This is a genomic window from Streptomyces sp. NPDC001493, assembly GCF_053597235.1.
On record NZ_JBSFHV010000002.1, the window covers coordinates 62,146 to 84,473 of the forward strand.

The 22,328-nt window shown below is 72.9% G+C and carries 16 protein-coding genes and 1 pseudogene; 2 read left to right on the top strand and 15 right to left on the bottom strand.

Going from position 1 to position 22,328, the window contains the following annotated elements; translation table 11 throughout:
• Positions 1-231: 231 nt before the first annotated feature.
• The 7 genes from tmk to ACWCWD_RS02865 all read right to left on the bottom strand — a co-directional run bounded on the left by tmk (position 232) and on the right by ACWCWD_RS02865 (position 11,555).
• The gene (gene tmk / locus ACWCWD_RS02835; RefSeq protein ID WP_450769751.1) at positions 232-3,600 is read right to left on the bottom strand and encodes a dTMP kinase; all 3,369 of its coding nucleotides are present in this window, start codon (positions 3,598-3,600) and stop codon (positions 232-234) included.
• 240 nt (positions 3,601-3,840) lie between these two features.
• A complete protein-coding gene (gene topA, locus ACWCWD_RS02840; RefSeq protein ID WP_450769753.1) occupies positions 3,841-6,732 on the bottom strand; it encodes a type I DNA topoisomerase in 2,892 nt (963 codons plus the stop codon).
• Between the two features lie 382 nt (positions 6,733-7,114).
• On the bottom strand, positions 7,115-7,312 hold the full coding sequence (locus ACWCWD_RS02845; protein WP_450769754.1) for a hypothetical protein: 198 nt from the start codon (positions 7,310-7,312) through the stop codon (positions 7,115-7,117).
• Between the two features lie 330 nt (positions 7,313-7,642).
• The gene (locus tag ACWCWD_RS02850; protein ID WP_450770344.1) at positions 7,643-9,124 is read right to left on the bottom strand and encodes a DUF7059 domain-containing protein; all 1,482 of its coding nucleotides are present in this window, start codon (positions 9,122-9,124) and stop codon (positions 7,643-7,645) included.
• Positions 9,125-9,316: 192 nt separating this feature from the next.
• Positions 9,317-9,913, bottom strand: a complete 597-nt coding sequence (locus ACWCWD_RS02855) for a small secreted protein (protein ID WP_450769756.1) — start codon at positions 9,911-9,913, stop codon at positions 9,317-9,319.
• A 618-nt stretch (positions 9,914-10,531) separates the two neighbouring features.
• Entirely contained in the window at positions 10,532-11,008 is a 477-nt protein-coding gene (locus ACWCWD_RS02860) for an ATP-binding protein (RefSeq protein WP_450769757.1), read from the bottom strand.
• 193 nt (positions 11,009-11,201) lie between these two features.
• Entirely contained in the window at positions 11,202-11,555 is a 354-nt protein-coding gene (locus ACWCWD_RS02865; protein ID WP_003967428.1) for an STAS domain-containing protein, read from the bottom strand.
• Positions 11,556-11,633: 78 nt separating this feature from the next.
• Between ACWCWD_RS02865 and ACWCWD_RS02870 the strand changes: the two genes are divergently transcribed.
• Positions 11,634-14,216, top strand: coding sequence for a DEAD/DEAH box helicase (locus tag ACWCWD_RS02870; protein ID WP_450769758.1), 2,583 nt, complete (start codon positions 11,634-11,636; stop codon positions 14,214-14,216).
• A 40-nt stretch (positions 14,217-14,256) separates the two neighbouring features.
• Here ACWCWD_RS02870 and ACWCWD_RS02875 read toward each other — a convergent pair.
• The 7 genes and pseudogenes from ACWCWD_RS02875 to ssd form a co-directional block, all read right to left on the bottom strand.
• Positions 14,257-14,535 (bottom strand): annotated as a pseudogene (locus tag ACWCWD_RS02875) (Rv3654c family TadE-like protein); the annotation flags it as partial.
• Positions 14,532-15,101 (bottom strand): TadE family type IV pilus minor pilin, encoded by a 570-nt coding sequence (locus tag ACWCWD_RS02880; protein ID WP_450769760.1) that lies wholly within the window; start codon positions 15,099-15,101, stop codon positions 14,532-14,534. The pseudogene ACWCWD_RS02875 and the gene ACWCWD_RS02880, both read right to left, overlap by 4 nt.
• The gene (locus ACWCWD_RS02885) at positions 15,088-15,312 is read right to left on the bottom strand and encodes a DUF4244 domain-containing protein (protein ID WP_450770345.1); all 225 of its coding nucleotides are present in this window, start codon (positions 15,310-15,312) and stop codon (positions 15,088-15,090) included. Before ACWCWD_RS02885 ends, ACWCWD_RS02880 begins: the two co-directional genes overlap by 14 nt.
• A 196-nt stretch (positions 15,313-15,508) precedes the next feature.
• Positions 15,509-16,387 carry a type II secretion system F family protein gene (locus ACWCWD_RS02890; RefSeq protein WP_450770346.1) on the bottom strand — a complete coding sequence of 293 codons (879 nt, stop codon included), beginning with the start codon at positions 16,385-16,387 and terminating at the stop codon, positions 15,509-15,511.
• A gap of 5 nt (positions 16,388-16,392) precedes the next feature.
• Positions 16,393-17,334 (bottom strand): type II secretion system F family protein, encoded by a 942-nt coding sequence (locus ACWCWD_RS02895; RefSeq protein ID WP_450769761.1) that lies wholly within the window; start codon positions 17,332-17,334, stop codon positions 16,393-16,395.
• 11 nt (positions 17,335-17,345) lie between these two features.
• Entirely contained in the window at positions 17,346-18,491 is a 1,146-nt protein-coding gene (locus tag ACWCWD_RS02900; protein WP_450769762.1) for a TadA family conjugal transfer-associated ATPase, read from the bottom strand.
• Positions 18,488-19,543, bottom strand: coding sequence for a septum site-determining protein Ssd (ssd, locus tag ACWCWD_RS02905; RefSeq protein WP_450769763.1), 1,056 nt, complete (start codon positions 19,541-19,543; stop codon positions 18,488-18,490). The genes ACWCWD_RS02900 and ssd overlap by 4 nt, the downstream gene beginning before the upstream one ends.
• Positions 19,544-20,106: 563 nt before the next feature.
• On the opposite strand from ssd, the gene ACWCWD_RS02910 reads away from it, so the two are divergent.
• Positions 20,107-20,949, top strand: coding sequence for an HAD family hydrolase (locus ACWCWD_RS02910; protein ID WP_450769765.1), 843 nt, complete (start codon positions 20,107-20,109; stop codon positions 20,947-20,949).
• 537 nt (positions 20,950-21,486) lie between these two features.
• Here the strand turns inward: ACWCWD_RS02910 and ACWCWD_RS02915 are convergent.
• On the bottom strand, positions 21,487-22,311 hold the full coding sequence (locus tag ACWCWD_RS02915; RefSeq protein ID WP_450769766.1) for an oxidoreductase: 825 nt from the start codon (positions 22,309-22,311) through the stop codon (positions 21,487-21,489).
• Positions 22,312-22,328 lie beyond the last annotated feature (17 nt).

Sequence of the window (22,328 nt, forward strand, 5' to 3'; positions counted from 1 at the left end):
CGGTCCTGCGGTGACGATGACCGGAGGCGCAGCTGCGCGCCGAGTACCGCGCGCTTCCATTGTGGGGGACCCCACCGACAATCCCGACGCCGTACGGATTCCGGGGCGAGGATCACGTACACACGTCGCGTACGGCGGACCCGCCGCACACGTCCGCCCCCGGTCCGGGGGTCCGGTCCGGGGGCGGCCGATGCCGTCGTACGCGTACGGCGGGGCAGGCGGGGGCGGTCCTCAGCGGCGCGGGCGCCGCCGGCCGCCGAACCCGTCCTCGTCGTCGTCATGTCCGCCGAGCAGCTCGTCGGCGAGCGTCGGCAGATCGTCCAGCGGGGTCTCCTCGGCCCAGTCCGGACGCGGCCGGCGCGGACGGCTCTGCTGCTCGTACGCGGCCCGGTCGGCCGCCGGGTCGCCGCTGATCTGCGGCAGCTCGCGGGTCCGCTCGGTCTCGCTCTCCGCTGCGGAGGGCGCCGGGTCCTCGTCCCGGAAGATGCCCCGGGGAACACGGTCGGCCGGCGCCTCCGGGCGGTACGCCGGAAGGACGGTGGTCTCGTCCGCCTCCTCGCGGTACGCCGGAAGCACGGTGGTCTCGTCGCCTTCCGACGACCCCGCCTGCCCCTTCGCCCCGCGCGAACCGGCCGAACCCCCTGAAGAGCCCGAACCGCCCGAGGAGCCCGAGGAGCCCGAGGAAGAGTCCGATTCCCCTTCCGTGGGCCGCACCTTCGGGACCTGCTGGGTGACCTCGTTCGGGTTCACGACCGGCGTCGGCACCGTCAGGTCGTCCCCGGAAGCACCGGAGCCGCCGGACGCACCGGACGCACCCACCGAACCCGACTTCGTCCACGGGTCCCGCACCGGACGCGAGGCCTCCGCACGCGCCGCCTCCGCCTTCCGGGCGGCCTCCGCACGCTCGGCGGCAATCCGCTCGGCCTCCGCACGCTCGGCGGCGACCCGCTCGGCCTCGGCACGGGCCGCGGCCTCCGCCTTCGCCCGTGCGGCGGCCTCGGTCGCCGCACGCTCGGCGGCTTCCTCCTCGGTGCGGCGGCGGGCCTCCTCCGCACGCACCAGGGCTTCCTCGGCCTTGCGCTGCTTCTCCAGCCGGAGCGCCTCGGCCTCCTTGCGGAGCCGGGCCTCCTCGGCGGCCTGGAGGCGCAGCCGCTCCTGCTCGGCCTCGCGCGCCTTCTCCTCGGCCTCGCGGCGGCGCCGGTCCTCCTCCTCGCGGAGGCGGAGTTCCTCGGCGCGCTGCCGGGCCTCCTCGGCCTGGCGCTCGGCCTCGGCCTGGCGGGCCTCCTCCAGCTCGCGCTGCTTGCGCTCCTCCTCCTCGGCGCGGAGCTTGGCGAGCTGCGCCTGGCGCTCGCGCTCCAGCCGCTCCTCCTCCGCCTTGCGGGCGGCCTCTTCCTCGGCCTTGCGCCGGGCCTCCTCCTCGGCCGCCCTGCGCGCCTCCTCCTGGGCCTTGATCTCGGCCTCGGAGAGCGGCAGGACCCGGTCGAGCCGGTGGCGCACGGCGGTGGTGATGGCCGCCGGTTCCTGGCCCGCGTCCACGACGAGGTACCGCACCGGGTCGGCCGCCGCGAGCATCAGGAAGCCGGAACGCACCCGGGCGTGGAACTCCGGCGGCTCGGACTCCAGCCGGTCCGGCGCCTCGGTGAACCGCTCCCGCGCGGTGGCGGGGTCGACGTCCAGCAGCACCGTCAGGTGCGGCACGAGGCCGCTGGTCGCGAAGCGCGAGATGCGGGCGATCTCGACGGCCGAGAGGTCCCGGCCCGCGCCCTGGTAGGCGACGGAGGAGTCGATGTAGCGGTCGGAGATGACGACCGCGCCGCGTTCCAGGGCCGGGCGGACGACGGAGTCGACGTGCTCGGCGCGGTCGGCGGCGTACAGCAGGGCTTCGGCGCGGTTCGAGAGTCCCGCCGAGGACACGTCGAGGAGGATCGAACGGAGCCGCTTGCCGACCGGGGTGGCCCCCGGTTCGCGGGTCACGACGACCTCGTGGCCCTTGGACCGGATCCACGAGGCGAGCGCCTCGACCTGGGTGGACTTCCCGGCGCCGTCGCCGCCCTCCAGGGCGATGAAGAAGCCGGTCGCGGCGGGTGCGACGGCCGGGTCGCCGCCGCGCAGTGCCTCCCGCAGGTCGCGCCGGAGCGGGACCCCGGCGCGGTCGTCCGTCTTGGCGAGGACGAGCGCGGCGACGGGCAGCAGCAGGGCGCCGACGAGCATCAGGGCGAAGGCGGCGCCGCCGTGGGCGAAGACGAAGTCTCCGGCGACGAGGCGGTGCCGGCCGAACGCGGCGGCCAGCAGCGGGCCGCCGACCGCACCGACCGCGACGGCCACCCGGACGACCGCCTGGAGGTGCGCGGTGGTCCTGGCCCGACGCGACTCCTCGGTCTCCTGGTCGATCAGGCTGTGGCCGGTGTGCGCGGCGATCCCGGCGGTGTACCCGGCGAACAGGGCGATCATCAGCCCGGTCGCGGTGTCCGGCACCAGGCCGAGCACCAGCAGCGCCACGCCGGTGAGGGCGAGCGCGAGGGCGAGCAGCCGGCGCCGCGAGAGCGCGGGCAGCACCTTCACGGCGGTACGGATGCCGAGGGCGGTGCCGCCGGTCAGTCCGAGGATCAGCAGGGCGTACGTCGCGGGCCCGCCGCCCAGGTCGGCGGCCTGGAGCACGGCGGCACCGGCGGCCGCGGCGATCGCCCCGGCGACGGCCGCGCAGGCGGCGACCATCAGCCGGAGCGCACCGGTACGGCCCTTGTCGGCACCGGTCCCGTCCGTTCCGGCGGCCGGGCGGCGCAGCCCCTCCAGCGGCGAACGCGGCCGGGGCGTGGGGAGTCCCGGCAGTTCGAGGAAGTAGAGGGTCGAGATGGAGGCGGAGAACAGCCCGGCCGCGACGTACGAGCCGAGAGCCGCCTGGTGCAGCGAGAACCAGTCCAGCCCCGCGCCCAGGAGGTTGCCGACCAGGGTGGCGGCCAGCAGGACCACCGCCGCGGCGGGCACCGCGAGGAAGCCGGTGCGCAGGGAGAGCCGGCGCAGCGCGTCCAGGTGGTCGGGGAGCGGGCGCACGGCCGCGCCCTCGATCGGCGGGACCGGCAGCAGCGCGGGAGCCGCGCTCTCCTTCGCCACCGACCACAGGCGCTCCCCGGCTCCGGCCAGGAAGACGGTGATCAGGATCATCAGGAGCGCGTTGTCGGGCGTCCAGTCGATCCAGAGCGGCGCGACGACCAGCAGCGCGAGCCGCAGCCCGTCGGCGCCGATCATCAGCCATCGCCGGTCGAGCAATCCGCCGGGGGTCGTGAGCGTCGTCAGCGGCCCCAGGAGTACGGCTCCGAAGAGCACGGTGGAAAAGATCCGGACACCGAAGACGGCGGCGACGGCGAAGGCCGCCCCGCGGTATCCGGTGCCGAATGAGCCCTCGGCGACCGCCGCTTGCAACGACAGCAGCACCAGCACGAGGAAGGCGAGTGCATCGCCGATCCCGCCGACGAGCTGGGCGCTCCACAACCGCTTCAGCGGCTGGATGCGCAACAGAGCCCGTAGGGCGCGCTCGCGTGAGTCTGCGGCAAGTGTGTCGGAGGGGGGGCTCACGACCGTTGGCTGCTCGGCTCGCGTCATCCGTCCAGCCTATCGGCAGCCGTACGGTCGCCGTCGCCCCGGCCGAACATACGACCGTGCGGCGCTCCCGGAAGTCATGGCCGGGAGCCCGGCCGCGAACCGCCTCCGCCGCCTCCCCGGAGCGTCCGAAATCCACCCCTGCGGGAGTGGGACCCGGACACACGTCCGCCGCCCCCGGCCGAAGAACCGGGGGCGGCGGTCGCGCGTGTCGCGGGGTGCGGTGCGGCCCGCACGCCCGGTTCAGTCCTCCGTGGGCGTCGCCGAGGAAGAGGAGGCGGAGCTGGTCGCCTTCTTCGCCGCGGCCGTGGTCTTCTTCGCGGCGGCGGTCGTCTTCTTCGCGGCGGTCGTCGTCTTCTTGGCCGCCGTCGTCTTCTTCGCCGCGGTCGTCGTCTTCTTCGCCGGGGCCTTCTTCGCGGTGGTGGCCTTCTTCGCGGGTGCCTTCTTCGCCGTCTTCTTCTTGGCGGGACCCTTGGCGCGCTTCTCGGCGAGCAGCTCGTACCCGCGCTCCGGCGTGATCGTCTCGACGCTGTCGTCGGTGCGCAGCGTCGCGTTGGTCTCGCCGTCGGTGACGTAGGCGCCGAAGCGCCCGTCCTTCACGACCACCGGCGCACCGCTGACCGGGTCGGTGCCCAGTTCCTTCAGCGGCGGCTTTGCGGCGGCCCGGCCGCGCTGCTTGGGCTGCGCGTAGATGGCGAGGGCCTCGTCGAGGGTGATGTCGAAGAGCTGGTCCTCGGAGGTGAGCGACCGCGAGTCCGTCCCCTTCTTCAGGTACGGGCCGTAGCGGCCGTTCTGCGCGGTGATCTCGACGCCCTCCGCGTCCTCGCCGACGACGCGCGGCAGCGACATCAGCTTGAGGGCGTCGGCCAGCGTCACCGTGTCGAGCGACATCGACTTGAAGAGGGAGGCGGTCCGCGGCTTCACCGCGTTCTTGCCGGTCTTCGGCGTGCCCTCGGGCAGCACCTCGGTGACGTACGGGCCGTACCGGCCGTCCTTGGCGATGATCTGGTTGCCGGAGACGGGATCGGCACCCAGCTCGAAGTCGCCGCTCGGCTTGGCGAGCAGCTCCTCCGCGTACTCGACGGAGAGCTCGTCCGGCGCCAGGTCGTCGGGGACGTCCGCGCGCTGGTGACCCTCGGAGTCCTTCTCGCCGCGCTCGATGTACGGGCCGTACCGGCCGACACGGAGCTTGATGTCGTTGCCGACGGGGAACGAGGAGATCTCCCGGGCGTCGATGGCGCCGAGGTCGGTGACGAGCTCCTTGAGGCCGCCGAGGTGGTCGCCGTCGCCGTTGCCCGCGTCGGAGGCCTTACCGGCACCGGCGTTGTCCTCGCTCGCGCCGAAGTAGAAACGCTTCAGCCACGGCACGGACTGGGCCTCGCCCCGCGCGATGCGGTCGAGGTCGTCCTCCATGCGGGCGGTGAAGTCGTAGTCGACGAGCCGGCCGAAGTGCTTCTCCAGCAGGTTGACGACGGCGAAGGAGAGGAACGACGGGACGAGCGCCGTGCCCTTCTTGAAGACGTAACCGCGGTCGAGGATCGTCCCGATGATCGAGGCATACGTCGACGGACGGCCGATCTCGCGCTCTTCGAGCTCCTTGACCAGCGAGGCCTCGGTGTAGCGGGCCGGCGGCTTGGTGGAGTGGCCGTCGGCGGTGATCTCCTCGGCGGAGAGCGCGTCGCCCTCGGCGACCTGCGGCAGCCGGCGCTCGCGGTCGTCCAGCTCGGCGTTCGGGTCGTCGGCGCCCTCGACGTACGCCTTCATGAAGCCGTGGAAGGTGATCGTCTTGCCGGAGGCGGAGAACTCGGCGTCCCGGCCGTCGCTCGCCCGGCCACCGATCTTGACGGTGACCGAGTTGCCGACCGCGTCCTTCATCTGGGAGGCGACGGTCCGCTTCCAGATCAGCTCGTACAGACGGAACTGGTCGCCGGTCAGCCCGGTCTCGGCCGGGGTGCGGAAGCGGTCGCCGGAGGGGCGGATCGCCTCGTGCGCCTCCTGGGCGTTCTTGACCTTGCCCGCGTAGACGCGCGGCTTCTCCGGCAGATAGTTCGCGCCGTAGAGCTGCGTGACCTGCGCCCGGGCGGCGGAGATCGCCGTGTCCGAGAGGGTCGTGGAGTCCGTACGCATGTAGGTGATGAAGCCGTTCTCGTACAGCTTCTGCGCGACCTGCATGGTGGCCTTCGCCCCGAAGCCCAGCTTGCGGCTCGCCTCCTGCTGGAGGGTGGTCGTACGGAACGGGGCGTACGGCGAGCGGCGGTACGGCTTCGACTCGACCGAGCGGACCGCGAAGGCGGAGTCGGCGAGGGCGGCGGCCAGGGCGCGGGCGTTCGTCTCGTCCAGGTGCATGACCTGGCCGGACGCGGCCTTCAGCTGCCCGTCCGCACCGAAGTCGCGGCCCTGGGCGACGCGGCGCCCGTCGACCGCGCTGAGGCGGGCGGTCAGGGTGGACGGGTCCGAGGCGTCACCGGTGCGGCCGGTGGCGAAGGTGCCCGTGAGGTCCCAGTAGGAGGCGGAACGGAAGGCGATGCGCTCGCGCTCCCGCTCGACGACGAGCCGGGTGGCGACGGACTGGACACGGCCCGCCGACAGCCGGGGCATGACCTTCTTCCACAGGACCGGCGAGACCTCGTAGCCGTAGAGGCGGTCGAGGATGCGGCGGGTCTCCTGGGCGTCGACCATGCGCTGGTTGAGCTCGCGCGGGTTGGCCACGGCGGCCCGGATCGCGTCCTTGGTGATCTCGTGGAAGACCATCCGGTGGACCGGGACCTTGGGCTTCAGGACTTCCTGCAGGTGCCACGCGATGGCTTCGCCCTCGCGGTCCTCATCGGTGGCGAGGAAGAGTTCGTCGGACTCGGCCAGCAGCTGCTTGAGCTTCCTGACCTGGGCCTTCTTGTCCGCGTTGACGACGTATACGGGCTGGAAGTCGTGTTCGACGTCGACTCCGAGCCGCCGGACCTCACCGGTGTACTCGTCGGGAACCTCGGCCGCGCCGTTCGGGAGGTCGCGGATGTGCCCGACGCTCGCCTCGACGACGTATCCGGGGCCGAGATAGCCCTTGATCGTCTTCGCCTTGGCAGGCGACTCGACGATGACGAGTCGGCGGCCGCCCTGTGCGGTCTCGCTGGTCGGGGACAACTTCGCTCTTCTCTCCGGTCGGCACTCGATGCGCATCCACGCGGCGGCGATGAGCCACTGGCGGTGCTGTCGCTGCGGAGTGTGACGGTACAACCCGCCCCCGTGTCAAACGGCAAAAGCCCGCAACGGCCACTCGAACGGTAACCCGACTTCCGGCATTCCTGCCGCCCGGACTGTCCGTTCCGCACTGCGTACGGCGGCTGCCTGCGGGTTTCGGGGCGCCGGGGAAGGGGCGCGAAGGAGTGCGGAGAGGGTGCGGAGGGAGAGCGAAGAGAACGTGAACAGGTGTGCCGGACACGGGACGCGCGGGTCGACGGGCCGGATCCCGGAGGCCCCGACGCACCGGACTCGACCGCACCGGATTCGACCGCACCCGCTTCGATCAGGCGCGGAGGAGGACCCATACGCCGAGGACGAGGAAGAGCAGGCCGAAGAACGTGGAGAGCACGGCGGCGGGGACGGGGCTCACGCCATGGGCCACCGGCGCGCGACGAGCGGTACGCGCCCCCGTCCAGACCAGGAGCGCGGCGCCGAACAGCGCGAAGACCGATCCCGCGAAAACCGCCGGCCCGCTCTCCATCTCTCCGTACCCCCGTCCTGGTCCGCCGACGGACCGGGCCGCCCCGGTCGGCCGGACCCGACCGGGACCGGCTCGCCCCCAGGACGCGCAGGGGGGAGGCTGCCACCCCCGGACGTCGGCCACACGAACCCCGGGTGAACAGCGCCCCTCGGGCCCCGGTGGGCGGCCCGCACGGCACCGGAAAGCGGCCCGCACGGCACCGGGAGGCGTACCGCACCGCACCAGGGGGCGCACCCGCTCGCCGCGGATACGCCCTGCTCAGACCCGTGCGCCGGACGCTGCCGCGCAAGGCGCTCAGGCCGTACGGGACGCGCAGGGCGCGCGGGACGCTCAGGCCGTGCGCCCCGCCCCGCCCGCCGCCGGCTGCACCGGCTCCAGGAAGCCCTCCTCGACCAGCAGCCGGATCGCCGCCGGGGTACGGTCCCGCAGCAGCACCGGGTCCTCCCCCATCAACTGGGCGATGGCGTCCAGAATGCGGCCGGCGGGCAGCGAACCGTCACAGACACCCGCGAACCCGGCGCCCACCGAGTCCACCTTGGTGGCCCGGCGCATCCCCCGGTGCTGACGGAGCACCACGTGCTCGGGGTCCTCGGCGCCCGGCAGACCGACCTGCTCCTGCACGACCTCCTCGGCGAGGGTGAAGTGGCCCGCGAGCAGCGAGGCGTCGTCCTGGGCGCGCAGATAGTCCTGGCGGGCGAAGTGGGCGAGGACGGCCGGACCGAGCGGCTGCTCGATGGTGTGCGGCCACTCCTCCACGACGATCGACGGATCGCCCGCAGCGGCCGCGGCTGACTTGCGCACCGTGATCCAGCCAAATCCGACCGCCGTCGTCCCGCGCGCCTCGAACTCGTCGAGCCACGCCTCGTACCGGGCGGTGTACTCGTCCGGATCGGCCCGGTGGTCACCGCTGTCGCGCAGCCAGAGCTCGGCGTACTGCGTGACGTCCTGCACCTCGCGCTGCACGATCCAGGCGTCGCAGCCCTCCGGCACCCAGGAACGGAGCCGGTCCTGCCACTCCTCGCCCTCCACGTGCTGCCAGTTGGCGAGGAACTGGGCGTACCCGCCGTCGTTCAGCCGGTCGCCCGACTGCTGGACCAGGGTGCGGCAGAGGTCGTCGCCGCCCATGCCCCCGTCGCGGTAGGTGAGCCGGGCGCCGGGCGAGATGACGAACGGCGGGTTCGAGACAATCAGGTCGTACGTCTCGTCGGCCACCGGCTCGAAGAGGGAGCCCTCCCGCAGATCGGCGGGCGCGGCGCCGGAGAGGGCGAGGGTGAGCCGTGTGAAGTCCAGGGCGCGCGGGTTGAGGTCGGTCGCGGTGACCCGCGTGGCGTGCTGCGCCGCGTGCAGCGCCTGGATACCGGAGCCCGTGCCCAGGTCGAGGGCGGAGGCCACCGGGGTACGGACCGTGATTCCGGCGAGCGTGGTGGACGCGCCCCCCACACCGAGGACGACCCCCTCCTCGTGCGATCCGATGCCGCCCGCGCCGCCGACCGCGCAGCCGAGGTCGGAGACGATGAACCAGTCCTGGCCCTCGGGGCCGCCGTACGGGCGGACGTCGACGGTCGCCCGCACCTCGCCGCCCTCCTCCCGCACCCAGCCGTCCTCCAGGCAGACGGCGAGCGGAAGGGCGGCCTTCGCCCGCTCCACCGGAACGCCGCGCTGGAGAAGGAAGAGCCGCACCAGCGTGTCGAGCGCGGTGTCGCCCCGGGTCGCGCGCAGCGCGGGAACCGTCTCGGCGCGTGCCAGCGCCGCGTAGGCCGGTGCGCCGAGCAGGTCCAGCAGCCCGTCCGCGGTGAAGGCGGCCGCGAGCAGCGCCTCGCGGAGTGCGGGAACGTGCTCGGACCGCGGAAGGCGGGGCCCCGTGGGGCTCGTCGGTGCTGAGGGGCTCTTCGTACTCACGCACCCATTGTCGCCGCTCCCACCGACAACGGCAGCGGCCCGGCCCCCGAGGAGGGGTGACCGGGCCGCCGCCGTCGTCGGTACGAGTGGCGTCGCCGCCGCCGGCTACGAGGCCTTGGCCGAGGAGGCCGGGGCGCCCGAACCGGGAGAGGCCGAAGCGGAAGGGCTCTTGCAGCTGTCCTGCTTGGCCATCGCGCTCCCGACCTCGCCGGACTGCAGCTTGTTCAGCGCGTTGGCGCCGCTGCTGCTGATGTTCTTCAGCTCGTCGGCGATGTCCTTGAGACCGTCGGCGAACTTCGCCTGGTCCTCGGTGTCGAGCGCGTCCACCTTGGTCTTGAGGTTCGCGTACGCCTCTGAGGAGGCGTTGAGCCCCTTCACCGCCTCCTGCTGCGTGGCCTCACCGTCGTCGACGGGCGGGGCACCGGCCGAGTCGACGGCCGAGCCGAGCGCCTTGTACGCCTCCGAGATCTGCTGGAAGGCGGCCGAGTCGGTCCGCTGCACGTCGGCCGGCTGGCTGTTGTCCGCGGTCTGCTCCTGGATGGCGGTATTGGCGTCCGCGATCTTCTGCAATTGCGGCTGGATCTGGTCGCACACCTTCTTGGCCCAGTCGTTGACCTCGTCGTTGCTGTCGTCGCTGCAACCCGTCAGCGTCAGTACGAGTACCGCGCCACCGGACAGTGCGGCCGCAAGCTTCTTGTTCACCGGATCGGTCCCTTCCAAGGCTCTCGGCCCCGGAACTTACACGCCAAGTGGGCGACAACCGGGCCCCGGTCTCCGGGTATGTACCGTTTTGAAGCCATTTGCATCAAGAGCGACAGGGGAGATTCAACTCACCTCGCACGCCCGCGCCGACCAGCGGAAGCGCCCCTCGGAACGCACTCCCACCTTCACCCGAACGGATGAGATCCTCACCCCCGGACCCCACGCTTCGCCACAACTGGCCGACGGTCCATCAGCGACGTTTGTCCCATCTGATGTGAATATGCGTCACTTTTGAGCCAGAGGACGCGCCGAGGGGCCGCCAGCGGTGTGCCAGGCGTTCGCCGGGGCGGCGCGTGGCGCCGCCGAGGGTTCCGCGGGCCTCGCGGCGGGCTTCATCCAGCGCGCGGCCGGCGAGGGTGAGTGAAGCGACGGGCGGCAGGCCGGCAGCAGTCTGCGGGCAGCCCGGAACGACGCCTCGGCCGACCACCGGTCCGGCGCGACTCACGGACCGAGGAAACGCACAGGCGCACAGGCGCAACACTTCCCGGCCTCAGCAGCCCGAAGGCACCCAGGAACCCGAAGGCACCCCGGAACCGGAAGAAACCGGCCGGGAAACGCTCAGGGAAAGACCACCGCGGGCGCGGTCGGCCAGGTCATACGGATCACGCCGCCGTTCACCCCCGACCGGACCTCCACATCGTCGACCAGGCCCTTGATGACGGCGAGGCCCATTTCGTCCTCACCCTCACCGTCCGGTTCCGGCTCGGGGTCGTCGAGTCCCACCGGCACGGCAGGCGAGGCCCGGCGGGCGCCGGGAACGGCGTTCCCGGCTTCGCTGCCGGGACCCGGCACGTCGTCGCCGACCTCGATGGAGAACGACTTCTCCTCGTCCGTCAGCACCACGGCCACCGGGGTGTCGATGCCATGAGCGTGGTGCAGCCCCACAGCCCGGCTGCACGCCTCGCCCACCGCGAGTCTGACCTCGTCGAGCACCGCTTCGTCGACGCCGGCCCGGCGTGCCACAGCGGCTGCCACCAGGCGGGCCGTCCGGACATGTTCAGGCTGTGCGCTGAAGCGGAGTTCAACGGTGGCCATGAGATCCCCCTCGAACGTAGGGCGTGCGTCTCAGAGGCCCGGGCGTGGCGCCCGTACCCCTGTGTCTCCTCCGGGAGCCCACGGAGCGGACGGCCGACCCAGGGTCGACCGCCTGCTCAGCGCGGCCCGGCACGGCTGCTGCCGCCCGGGCCGTCCACGGTCCGCCGACCGGGGCCGGCGGGCCGCTCCGACGTCAGTCGGTGGCGGCGACAGCCTCGTCGACCGTGGTGTGAATCGGAAACACCTTGGTCAGGCCCGTGATCCGGAAGATCTTGAGAATGCGCTCCTGGTTGCAGACCAGGCGCAGCGAGCCCTCATGGGCCCGGACACGCTTCAGGCCGCCCACCAGCACGCCGAGGCCGGTGGAGTCGAGGAAGTCGACGCCCTCCATGTCGACAACCAGGTGGTAACTGCCGTCATTCACCAACTCGACCAACTGCTCGCGCAGCTTGGGCGCGGTATACACATCAATCTCGCCACCGACCTCGACGACCGTACGGTCGCCACCAGGGCCGGACACATTGCGAGTCGACAGGGACAGGTCCACGGATCCTCCAGCACCTTGCTATCGAGCGGTCGCCCCTCGGTCTCCCCGACGGAGCCAGGGGACGGATCGCCAGCCGCGATGGCATTCAATCACTTACCAGCAGCCATGCACGACGCCTTGGGACCATTGTCCGTCACGCCAGTGACACACTCGGTGCCGATGGCCAAGAATCACCGCCCCAGCGGACCCGCCGAGAGCGGAGACTCCCGCCCCTCCCCCGACATGATCCTCGACCGACTCGCCGCAGGGACGGGCCGGGCCGCGCGCATCACTCATACGGAGCACTTGCCCCCACGACCGGGAACCCATGCCATCTGGCCGGATCGCATCCGCCCGGAAGTCGTCGCGGCGATCGGGCGTGCCGGGATCGACCATCCGTGGGTCCATCAGGCGGCCGCGGCCGAGAGCGCGCTCGACGGCGAATCCGTGGTGATCGCCACAGGCACGGCGTCCGGAAAGTCGCTTGCGTATCTCGCCCCGGTGCTCAGTACGCTGCTCGACGGCTCCGAGGCCCCGAACGGACGTGCGACCACCGCGCTCTATCTCTCCCCCACCAAAGCGCTCGCGGCCGACCAGCGCCGGTCGGTGAAGGCTCTCGCCGCGCCGCTCGGCAACGCGGTCAGGCCCGCCGTCTACGACGGCGACACGCCGGTGGAGGAACGCGAGTGGGTGCGCCAGTACGCCAACTACGTCCTCACCAACCCCGACATGCTGCACCGGGGAATCCTGCCGTCCCACCCTCGCTGGGCCTCCTTCCTGCGTGCTCTGCGCTTCGTCGTCATCGACGAATGCCACACGTACCGGGGCGTCTTCGGCTCGCACGTCGCCCAAGTGCTGCGCCGACTGCGGCGGCTGTGCGCCCGGTACGGCTCCGATCCGGTCTTCCTGCTCGCCTCCGCGACCGCGGCCGAGCCGTCGGTCGCGGCCGGCCGTCTCACCGGGCTGCCGGTCAAGGAGATCGCCGACGACGCCTCGCCCCGGGGCGAACTGGTCTTCGCGCTCTGGGAGCCACCGCTCACCGAGATGCAGGGCGAGAAAGGTGCGCCCGTGCGGCGTACCGCGACCGCCGAGACCGCCGACCTGCTCACCGACCTGACGCTCCAGGGCGTCCGCTCGGTCGCCTTCGTGCGCTCCCGGCGCGGCGCGGAGCTCATCTCCGTGATCGCCAAGGAGCGGCTGGGCGAGGTCGACCGCTCGCTGCCGCGACGGGTCGCCGCCTACCGGGGCGGCTACCTGCCGGAGGAACGCCGCGCCCTGGAGCGCGCCCTGCACTCCGGTGAACTCCTGGGTCTCGCCGCCACCACCGCTCTCGAACTGGGGATCGACGTCTCCGGTCTGGACGCCGTCGTCATCGCCGGTTACCCGGGCACCCGGGCCTCCCTCTGGCAGCAGGCGGGCCGTGCCGGCCGTTCCGGGCAGGGCGCCCTGGCCGTACTGGTGGCACGGGACGATCCGCTGGACACCTTCCTCGTGCACCACGCGGAGGCCCTGTTCCAGCAGCCCGTGGAGTCGACCGTCCTCGACCCGGACAACCCTTACGTCCTCGCCCCCCACCTGTGCGCCGCCGCCGCCGAACTTCCGCTCACCGCAGCGGACATCGCGCTCTTCGGACCCACCGTGCCCGAGCTGCTGCCGCAGCTGGAGGCCGCGAAGCTGCTGCGCAAGCGGGCGGCCGGCTGGCACTGGACCCGCCGCGAACGGGCCGCCGACCTCACCGACATCCGGGGCGGGGGAGGCCGGCCGGTGCAGATCGTCGAGGAGGGCACCGGCAGGCTGCTGGGCACCGTCGACGAGGCCGCCTCCCACACCGCGGTGCACGAGGGCGCCGTCCACCTCCATCAGGGACGTACCTACCTGGTCCGGAAGCTGGATCTGGAGGACTCCGTCGCACTGGTGGAGGAGGCGAGTCCGCCGTACTCGACGAACGCCCGCGACACCACCGCCATCACGGTCCTGGAGACCGACACCACCGTCCCCTGGGGCGACGGGCGGCTCTGCTACGGCTCCGTCGAAGTCACCAACCAGGTCGTCTCCTTCCTGCGCCGCAAGCTGATCACCGGAGAGGTGCTGGGCGAGACCAAGCTCGAACTGCCGCCCCGCACCCTGCGCACCCGGGCCGTCTGGTGGACCGTCACCGAGGACCAGCTCGACGCCGCCCGGATCAATCCGGAGATCCTCGGTGGCGCGCTGCACGCCGCCGAACACGCGTCGATCGGGATGCTGCCCCTGTTCGCCACGTGCGACCGCTGGGACATCGGCGGGGTCTCCGTCCCGCTGCACCCGGACACCCTGCTGCCCACCGTCTTCGTGTACGACGGCCACCCCGGCGGCGCCGGGTTCGCCGAGCGCGCCTTCCACACCGCCCGCGCGTGGCTCACCGCGACGCGCGAGGCCATCGCGTCCTGCGAGTGCGAGGCGGGCTGCCCTTCCTGCATCCAGTCCCCCAAGTGCGGGAACGGCAACGAGCCCCTCCACAAGCGAGGTGCGGTTCGGCTGCTGACCGAACTCCTCAGGGCTGCCCCCGCGGACCCGCCGGCCCCGGAGGCGCCGCCCCGGAACCCGTCGGGCCCGGAGGCGCCGCCCCGGAACCCGTCGGGCCCGGAGGCGCCGATCCCGGGCCCGTCGGACCCGGAAGCGCCGGAGGCCCCGCGCGGGACCTGACCTCCGGCGCGTACGGCCCGAACACCGCCCGTGCCGTCACGTCGGCGATCTCACCCCGCACCGAGCACCGCACCAGCAGGGCACCCTGCGCACCCGCCACCCGCCGGGCCGCCGCGCAGGCGGCCCCGGGGCCCTCCAGCGCGCGGTCGGCCGCGGCGAGGGCGGCCAGGTCCGCCGCCCCACCGGCACGGTGCCGGGCGGCGACCGCCTGCCCGAATGCGAGGATCACCGCGCACACCGAGCAGAGCGTGGCCACCGTCAGGGCCACCCACACGGTCGCCATCCCTTGATCGCGGCGGCGGCCGACGAGCCGGTTCATCGCCCGCCTCCGGCCCTGTCCCCGGCTTCCGGGACATCCCCGGGAGCCACACCCGCACCGGGACCCGAATCCGCAGGGGAACCAGGAGCCGCGGGGGAACCGGGATCCGCAGCGGAACCAGGATCCGCGGGGTAACCAGGATCCGCAGGGGGGCCGGCGCCCACCGTGTCCTCGGCCAGGGCAGCCGCTTCGGCGCTCAGAGTGAGGGCCAGGGCACGCGGCCCGGGCGTGGGAGCCTCCACGCGTACGCGCCAGAGCGCGCCCTCCCTCCGTACGGTGACCAGGGCCCGGGCGGGGGCCGCGGCGCGGGCGGCAGCCCGTACCGCGGACTCCGGTTCCGAACGTGCCGCGGCCCTCGCGCCGGCCCGCGCCGCGTCCACGCACCGGATCTGATCGGCGGCCGCCACCAACGCCCAGACCAGCACCACGGCGAGGGCCACCAGCACCGGCAGCACCATCGCGGCCTCGGCGGTGACCGAGCCCATGTCCCCGCCGGGGCGGGGGGTTCGGGTCCACCGCCGTTCCGTTTCGCGTTCCGTTTCGTCGCCCCGCTCAGAACGAGCCATCGAGCGCACCCTCGATCAGCGACTGCAGCGCGTTCTGGACCGCACCGCTGTTGACCACCTTGTAGAGCACGGCGGCGAACGCGCAGGCCGCGATCGTCCCCATGGCGTACTCGGAGGTGGTCATCCCCCGGTCGGCTCCGCCGAACCGCCGGGCCCACCGAACCCGCCGGGCCCGCCATACGGCCCGGAACCGGCGGCGAGTCGGCCGCACCGCCTCGCGCTCGGTGTGCCGGCCGCGTCGCCCTCTTCCGCCGCGCGTGCCGTCCGCGACGTTCCCACTCGTTTCGACACCCATGTCGGCGCTCATGTCAGCCCTCGTTCCGCCCTCGACGGGCATGGTCGTATGACCGGCGCACCTGCGGCGCGCCGTTGGTCCTGAAATGTGGAAATGGATCCGCGGGGCCGGTTCAGCCGGCGTGCAGAAGTCCTCCCGCGAGACCGACGATCACCGGTGCCACCCCGACCGCCAGGAAGGCCGGGAGGAAGCAGAGCCCCACCGGGGCGGTGATGAGCACGCCCGCGCGCTGGGCCTTCGCCACGGCGGCGTCGGCGCGGGCGGCGCGTATGGCGTCGGCCAGCCGGGCGACCGGCTCGGCCGCCGGGGCACCGGTCTCACCGGCCCGGTCCAGGCACCGGGCCAGCGGACCCGCCCCGGGGATGTCGCCGAGGCGGCCCCAGGCCAGGGAGGGATCGCCACCGAGGCGGATCTCGACGGCCGCGCGGACCAGCCGCTCCCCGAGAGGTCCCCGCAGCGATTCCCCGACGGCCTCCGCGGCCTGCCGGGGACCGGCACCGGCGGAGACGCAGGCGGCCAGAAGGTCCGCCGCCAGCGGGAGTTGCCGGGAGGCCGAGAGCTCGTCCTCCGTCGGCGTCCCGGAACCCCCCGAACGACGGGCCCGTCCGGTCCGCCGGAAGTGCCACACCGCGGCGGCCACCCCCGCACCGGCCATGGCTCCGGCAGCACCTTCGACGAGGATCCACACCATCAGACCCGCGCCGACCGGTTCTCCCCACCGCGTCACCACGGCACGGACCCCTGCGGCCTCCCGGACCCCCGGGACGCCCCCGACTCCCGAGACCGGACAGGCCTGCTTCCCCCACCCCGCCCTCGTCGCAGCCGTGTCGCGGTCCACCCCTCCGAAGAGCGCCGCGCCTCTCCTCAACCGGTCCCGATTCCGCCGGGTGCCGACGACCGAGACCACCGAGCACAGTGCCGCCACGCACGCCGTGAGCCAGACCCCCAGGCTGTGGACAACTTCTCCGGGCATCGCGCCCGCCCCGGACATCGCGTTCATCCCGTGTCCCCCGCCCGCACGATCCGCCCGGCCCAGAGGAGCCCGGTTGCCTCCAGCAGCAGACCGGTCGCCAGGCAGACCAGCCCCGCCGGGGTGTGCAACAGAACGCGGAGGGGCTCGGCCCCGAGGGCGGCGCCCATGCCCAGACCAGCCAGCGGCAGCAGTGCCAGCACCACCACCGTCGACCAGGCTCCGGCGAGCCTCGCCCGCAGTTCCTCCCGGCGTCGGCGCTCGGCCCGTAACGCTCCTTCCAGGCGGTCCAGCCCCGCCGCGAGTCCCGCACCGCCGTCCACCGACACCCGCCAGCACGCCGCGACCCCGGCCAGCGACCCCAGCCCCGGCATCAGGGACGCGCGGTGCAGTGCGGCGGGCACGTCGCCGCCGAACCGGGCGGCTGCAAGCACCGGTGACTCGGCCGCCCCCAGCCCTCGGGTCTCCCGCACAGCACGGATCAAGGCCCGCCCCGGTTCACGTCCGGCCCGCAACTCGCCGACGACCGCACCGCACAGCGCCGCCACCGCCTCGTCGGACCGCTCGCACGCGGCCCGCTCGTCCCGCCCGCGCAGCCATCGCCGTACCAGTGGCACCGCCACCGCCCCCGCGACCAGCGGCAACCACGATTCCCCGAACATCGCGAGCGCCACGGCAGCCGGAACGCACCACCACGCACGCCACCGTCCCAGCAGCTCACCCGCCCGCGCGCGCAGCACCTCCGCGCTCCGCGCCACCCCTGCCGGTACGCCGATCTCCGCGCCACCGATGCCCGCGCCACCGATGTCCGCACCTCCTCCGCCGCCCGGGCCCGAGGCGCGGCGCACCACTTCCGCGCACCTCGCCCGCACCGTGCCGGCGGAGCCACGGCGCAGGACCAGCAGGACCAGCAGGGCCGCCGGCAGGGCAGCACAGGCCGTCGCCCCCCACGTCGGGCACGCGGGCACCACACCTCCCATCAGGCACCCCCGACGAGTGCGGCCAGCCTCTGCCAGCCGGGGGCCCGCACGAAGCCGTCCGGCCCGCCGATCAGCGCGGGCGCGGTGAACACCAGTCCGTCGGAGCCGCGTTCCAGCACATGGACCTCGGCGAGGCGCCGTCGTCCCTCGCGGTCGCGGACCAGGTGGAGCACGACCGAAAGTGCCGCCGCCAACTGGCTGTGCAGCGAAGGCCGGTCGAGCCCTGCGGCCGTCCCCAGCGCCTCCAGCCGAGCGGGTACGTGCGACGCCGCGTTGGCATGCACTGTGCCGCACCCGCCTTCGTGCCCGGTGTTCAACGCGGCCAGCAGGTCCGTCACTTCGGCGCCTCGCACCTCGCCGACGACCAGCCGGTCCGGGCGCATGCGCAGCGCCTGGCGGACCAGGTCCCGGAGAGTCACCCGGCCGGCGCCCTCCTGGTTGGCCGGGCGGGACTCCAGGCGCACCACGTGCGGGTGATCCGGGCGCAGTTCGGACGAGTCCTCGGCCAGCACGATCCGTTCGTGCGGGCCGACCTCGCCCAGCAGGCTCGACAGCAGGGTGGTCTTCCCCGCGCCCGTGCCCCCGCTGATGAGGTACGAGACCCGGGCGCGCACCAGGCTCCGCAGCATCCGGTCTCCACCGGGTGGCACCGTGCCCGCGCGGACCAGCTCCTCCAGGGTGAAGGCCCGGGGGCGGACGACACGCAGGGAGAGGCAGGTCGACCCGACGGACACCGGAGGCAGCACCGCGTGCATCCGCGTCCCGTCCGGCAGCCGCGCGTCCACCCAGGGCCGCGCGTCGTCCAGGCGGCGACCGGCCACCGCCGCGAGGCGCTGCGCGAGCCGGCGCACGGCCGCGGCATCGGGGAAGGTGACACCGGTCAGCTCCAGACCGCCGCCCCGGTCCACCCACACCCGGTCGGGCGCCGAGACCAGGACGTCGGTCACGGCCGCATCGGCCAACAAGGGCTCCAGCACGCCCGTGCCGACCAGCTCACCGCGCAACTCGGCTGCGGCGCCCAGGATTTCCTCGTCCCCGAGCAGCCGGCCCTGCGCCCGCACGGCAGCGGCCACGCCTGCCGGGGTGGGCGCCTCCCCGCTGAGTGCCAGCCGCTGCCGCACGGCGTCCAGCAGTCCCTCGGTCATGACGCCCCTCCTGCGGGAACGGGCAGGCCGCCCACGTACGCCTTCTCCCAGAACGCGGCGCAGAAGCGGGCGAGCGGACCACGCGGCCCCGAACCCGGCGGACGGATGCCGTCCTGATGCGCCGAAGCACCTGGTTCCACCGGGAGTTCGCCCAGCAGTGGCAGATCGAGCGCGCGGGCCACCCAGGGGCCGTCCAGCCCGGGGGCGAACGGCGCCCGGGCGACTACCCGCAGATCGTCGAGGGACGTGCCGACCGCCGACGCCACGCATTTCGCGGCTGCCACGGCGCGCAGTTCACCGGGCACGACCAGGAGACCGAGGTCCGACTGGGACAGGGCTTCCGCGACGCCTTCGTCCACCTGCCGGGGCAGGTCCACGACGACCACCCCGCCCAACCGCCGGGCCGCCGCCAGCACCGAACGCACCGCCTGGGGCGGCACGACGACGCCGCATTCGCGCCCCCTGCTGAGCACCCGCAGGCCGTGCAGGGCGGGCAGCGAGCCCTCCAGGACTCCACCGCCGAGCCGGCCCCTGGTATGGGCGAAGTCGGGCCATCTCCGGCCCTCCGTACGCTCTCCGCCGAGCAGCACGTCGATGCCGCCGCCCAGCGGATCTCCGTCGATCAGCGTGGTCCGCAGTCCCGCCCGGGCGGCGGTCACCGCGAGCGCACAGGCGAGCGTCGAGGCACCGGCGCCGCCCCTGCCGCCCACCACCGCCACGGTGAGCGCGGGGCGCCCCGCGCCCTCCGCCGCATTGGCGAGCTGCTCGATGAGCCAGCCCTCGGCATCGGGCAGCCTCAGCACGTGCTCGGCGCCGATCTCAACCGCGTGCCGCCAGACATCGGGCGAGTCCTGGCCCCGTCCGACGAGCATCACCCCGCGGCGCCGCGCGAGTCCGCGGCACCGTTGAACCGCGTCGTCGCCCACCAGGACCAGCGGCGCCCGCCGCCACACCTCGCGGTCCTCCGGTACTCCGTGATGAACCTCCGGTTCCGCTCCGGCTGCCGCGCAGAGACGCAGCAGATCGTCGAGCAGATCAATGTCCTCCGTCACGACGATCGGCGCACCGCACCGCTCATCGGCGATCGGAAATCCTTCTCGCGCAAGGGATCGGGCCACGATCTCCACCCCTTCTCACAGCTCCTTGAGCACCGTTCACGCTGATCCCGGAAGTTCCGGGACAGGTGATTCCGGAACCCGCGGACTTCGCGGGCGGAATCACCATGCGATCTCACGGAAAAAGATGTGGATCTTGATGGAGAACTGTGGACAACTCTCACGTTGTGAATAACTCGGTCACTCGATACGGGAACATTCGGAGCGCACCCTTTCAGCTACACACAGTTACGTGTCAGGCTGGGCGCAGCCGCTCTCACAGCCGGAGCGATGGGCCTGCGCGAGAGGGGAAAAGCGCGTGATTCCGGGGAAAACACACCCGGACGTGCGACGACCCCCGCCGGGGGGGAGAGCGGGGGTCGTCCCCACGGCCGACTCGGGGGGGGGAGGAGTCGGACCGGGTTAGCACGGTCGCGAACGATCCGTGACTTCCATGGTGTACCCGAGCACCTGGCCAGGCAAACCCGCGCACCGGAGTTTGAGCCGAATGGAGGCCCCCTATGCTCAGCCTTGTGGAAAACCGCTTCTCGCCGCGCACCGCCGCCTTCTTCGACCTGGACAAGACGGTCATTGCGAAGTCTTCGACGCTGGCCTTCAGCAAGTCCTTCTACCAAGGCGGCCTGATCAACCGCCGCGCGGTGCTGCGCACGGCGTACGCACAGTTCGTCTTCCTCGCCGGGGGTGCGGATCACGATCAGATGGAGGGGATGCGTGAATATCTCTCCGCGCTCTGCAAGGGGTGGAACGTGGCGCAGGTCAAGGAGATCGTCGCCGAGACCCTGCACGACCTGATCGACCCGATCATCTACGACGAGGCCGCCACCCTCATCGAGGAGCATCACGCCGCCGGCCGCGACGTGGTGATCGTCTCCACCTCGGGCGCCGAGGTGGTGGAGCCCATCGGTGAACTACTCGGCGCCGACCGGGTCGTGGCGACCCGGATGGTCGTCGGCGACGACGGCTGCTTCACGGGCGAGGTCGAGTACTACGCCTACGGCCCGACCAAGGCCGAGGCCGTCAAGGAACTGGCCGCGTCGGAGGGGTACGACCTCTCCCGCTGCTACGCCTACAGCGACTCCGCCACCGATGTCCCGATGCTGGAGTCGGTCGGCCACCCGCACGCGGTGAACCCGGACCGGGCGCTGCGACGCGAAGCCGGCGCGAGGCAGTGGCCGATCCTCGTCTTCAACCGCCCGGTGCGACTCAAGCAGCGGCTGCCCAGTTTCTCGCTGCCGCCGCGTCCGGCACTCGTCGCCGCCGCAGCCGTGGGAGCGGCGGCGGCCACCGCGGGTCTCGTCTGGTACGCCACGCGCCGACGCGCGGCAGCCACCGCCTCCGTCTGACAACCACCCCGCAGTGCGGACCTCCGTGCGCACAACCGGGCAATCGCGGAACCGGGCAATCCGGCAAACGGGCGCGAGGCGCGGGGAGTCGACAGCGGGCGGCCGGTGGGTAATTGAACGCGAAAGTAAAGAAGTGGAGCCCGGGGTACCGCTTACCCCACTCCAGGAGTACAAAGGAGTCAACGGCCCGCGAGACCGGGGACATCCGCGAGGATGACCTTTCACGCAGCAAGGCCCCACGGACCGAGCACCGAAGCCGAGCACCCACGCGACGTCGACCCGTCGATTACGGGCCAGCCGCACCAGGTGACGGGCAAAGATCCCGACCTGATGGGCACATTTCGAGGACGCTTGGTAACCCGGCGGAAGTGCCAGCGGCGGTACCGGTTCCGGTACCGCCGCAACTCTTGATGCCGGCACCGCACCGCTCCATGCCGACACCGCCGCAGCCTTGACGCCAGTGCCACCGCCAGCCCTAGATGCCGGTACCGCCTCGGCTCATGGCACCCCGCCCGAGCCACGCGTACCCCTGCGCCGTCAGGCGGCGCCGCGCTGCAGCGCCTCGCAGACGGCGGTCGATTCCCTGACGCCCAGCTCCACCGCGCGCCCGCAGTGCGCGATCCAGGCCGCCATCCCTTCCGGCGTCCCCGACATGTATCCCTCGAACGCCGCCACGTACGCGGCACGCCCCTGCTCGGCGTGACCGACCTCGGCCGGGCAGATCGACTTCGGGTCCAGGCCGCTGCCGATGAGCACGATGCGCTCGGCGGTCCGGGCCACCAGCCCGTTGCACGAGCCGAAGGGGCGCAGAGCGAGCAGCTCGCCGTGCACGATGGCGGACGTGACCAGCGCGGGGGCGGTGCTCCCGTCGATGATGAGCCGCGACAGCCCGTCGAGTCGCCCCGCCACCTCGTCGGCGCCCGGCAGGGGAGCCTCCACGAGGGGTTCGTCGACCCTCTCGCCGGCCAGCCGGGGCCGCCCCACGGCGTCGTCGGGGGTGGCGCCTCCGGCCGCGACCAGGTGCAGCCTGGCCAGCACCCGCAGGGGCGACTGCCGCCAGATGGAGAGGAGTTGACCGGCCTCGGCGGTGAGACGCAGCGCCGCGCCCACCGTCCGCGCCTCGGCGTCGCCACTGAAGTCGGTGCGCCGCCGCACCTCTTCCAGGTTCCAGTCGGCACCGGACAGCGCCGCCGAACCGCGCGCTCCGCGCAGCGCGGCCTCCGCGGTCACCTCGTTGCTGCGGCGGCGCATCACACGGTGGCCGTAGACCCGGTCCACGGCCTTGCGGACCGAGTCCACGGAGTCGGGAACACCCGGCAGAGCGGCGAGGGCGGCGAGCGGGTCCGAGGCAGTCGTACTCATAAGTAACGAGGCTACGC